Raw genomic sequence first — 2,365 nt, 5'->3', positions numbered from 1 at the left:
AAGCATAACCAACACTCAGCTGAGGTATAAGTAAGTTTTCTACCTTTACATCGGCAGCGTTATATTTTACTAAAACTTTTTGCTGAAGGTCTGCAAAATATTCTTTTTCAGATACCCGCATTTGGTAATATCTATTCGCAGAAACTCCCGACGCAAGTCTAATTTCGTGGTTTTTTATGGTAAATTTTGTCGCCAAACTTAAATCTAAGTAGCGATTATTTACTTGTCTGAGTTTAGCAATATTCGTGGTGTTTTGTATCGTATAATTTTCAGCGGGAATATCAAAAGTTTGATTACTTCGCATATTACTCACCGATACGCCAATATGTCGAGAAAACCAATGGGTGTATTTTTGTCTGAAGAAATACGCATTTGGCATCGAATTTCCTTGATAACTGCCTATTTCGGTACTGAATTCGTTGCGAAAGTCAGATTTGTTTTGAGCAAAAACTTCAGAGGAAATAATTCCCACAAATAACACAAAAAATATCTTTTTCATAGTTTTTTCAGAATAAATAGCCAGTTTTAATACCAAAAGTTACAAAATTCCCAGTATTACTATTGGCGTGAAAATTACCTCTTAGCCACCCACCCATCAACATCCGCTTTGTGAGCAGATAGTTGTAATCGGCCGTAAATTGAAATCCCCAAAAACTTCGCCTGTTATGTCCAAAGTTTTTTGAATCACTTTGGTTGAAGTAAACGGGATAGACGTATGTTCCAGAAGGAGTTATGTTTTGTCCTTGTCCCGCTCTTAAACCTTCATAAGTCATTAGATTAAGTCCTCCTGCTATGCCAATTCTATGCTTTTTTAAATAAAGTGGTAAAAATTTAATTTCGGTGTAAAAAGCGATGGTATTCTCTAAACCAATGTTTAAATAATTCTGCCAAGAATCGGCAATAAGGCTTGGTTGCATCGTGTTTATTCCGACCGTAACCCCCAAGCGTTTCCGTAGATAGCGTGTGTAAGAATTTTCATATAATGTCTTAGAATTCATGTCTTCTCCTTCTTTTCCAAGCATAAAACTGACTTCATTTTTATAAAATGGTATCTCGGATTGCTGTTTTTCATAAGTCTTGTTTTTTCGAGGAGCCAGCAAAAACTTGCGAAGGGGTAAAATTCTATATCCAATGCTCAATGAAAAATAGTCATATTGAAAACCAAACGGAATATTATCGTTTTTGAAATTAATATTGCCAACCAAGGGCGAAAGACTTCGATGATAATTAAAATCAATCATAAAACCACCCGCATCAAAACCAACGCCAAGGCGAGTATCAAGATGAATTTTGTTGAAGGCATCAGTAAAACTACTCCGAGCTTCATATTTTGCTAATTCTTCTAGCCAATATTCTTTTTGATATTTTCCGTTGCCCGTGAGGTCATTTTCGTAGATTTTAAGCTGTTTTTGAATATTTTCAAGTTCACTACCGCTATAATAATATCCATCTGTTTTTTGATTAGTCATAAAATTTACGCCCAACGAAGCGTTCAATCTGAGCCACGGCAAGGGTTTGTAGGCATACCCTATTCGAGGGTTTATTAAACCAAAGCGATTAGGATAAGCTCCGCTGTTTCGTGCGGAAGAAACGTATTTAGATAAATAATATCGATTGAGGTTAAGTTCTGCCGAAAACATGCTTTTTTTTGTATCAATTCGAGCAAAAATGCCGCCTGATGTGCGAAGCGATGCTTGAATGTTTGTAAAATAAATACCATTATTGAAACCTAAAATAGGCTGACCATCTGTATATGAAGTACCATCTCCGATGGGGGAATTCATCCTGACCCCAACGGTCAATTCCTGTGCGTGTACCGACGAAATGGTGAGCAGAAATATTAGTAACTTTTTCATAATCAATTATTTGTGTGTTTGTAGGTTTTTGTCAATGTGAACAGTAATCGGGCTGTATGAATTCTGAATTTGCACCAGCGGTTTCTTAGATTTTGTATCAAAAAGTAGTGTTTCTTGATTATTATAATTGCTTAAAAATTCTCGGTAAGCACTCGGTGTATTGATTTGCGAGTATGTTGTGCCGAGGTCGAATCTGAAATCTTCAAAACGTCTAACATTGACTTCAATGGCCGAGCGAGAAGCATTGACCACGAGTTTATCAAGTGAATTGAAAAGATTTAATTTTACGCTACCGTATTTCGATTCCAAAAGTGTGGTTCCGCTCGGGTTGTAAAGTTCAACAACCGCTTTTTCTGATTTGCAGACAAAACTTCCATCAAGGTTTTCGGCATAAACGTCGCCAAACGATGATTCGATGTTGAGCTTTCCCGAAACATCGGTCAAATTAAGTTTGCCGAAATTAAATTTTACGGCCAATTCTCCCGAAAAATCATTGACCGAAATATTGC

2 protein-coding genes and 1 pseudogene are annotated in these 2,365 nt (G+C 36.5%); all 3 read right to left on the bottom strand.

Annotated elements, in window-relative coordinates:
* Window positions 1–499 (bottom strand): hypothetical protein (locus tag ACOVO2_RS13135; protein WP_421770418.1); only part of this gene is annotated, 499 nt, incomplete at its 3' end.
* Window positions 500–506: 7 nt separating this feature from the next.
* A complete protein-coding gene (locus ACOVO2_RS13130) occupies window positions 507–1,856 on the bottom strand; it encodes a hypothetical protein (RefSeq protein ID WP_421770417.1) in 1,350 nt (449 codons plus the stop codon).
* A 6-nt stretch (window positions 1,857–1,862) separates the two neighbouring features.
* Window positions 1,863–2,365: pseudogene (locus ACOVO2_RS13125) on the bottom strand (hypothetical protein); the annotation flags it as partial.

It is taken from the genome of Emticicia sp. (assembly GCF_049241225.1).
Lineage (GTDB): Bacteria > Bacteroidota > Bacteroidia > Cytophagales > Spirosomataceae > Emticicia.
The sequence above is the reverse complement of the archived record's forward strand: the minus strand, read 5'-3'. Positions and strand labels throughout refer to the sequence as shown.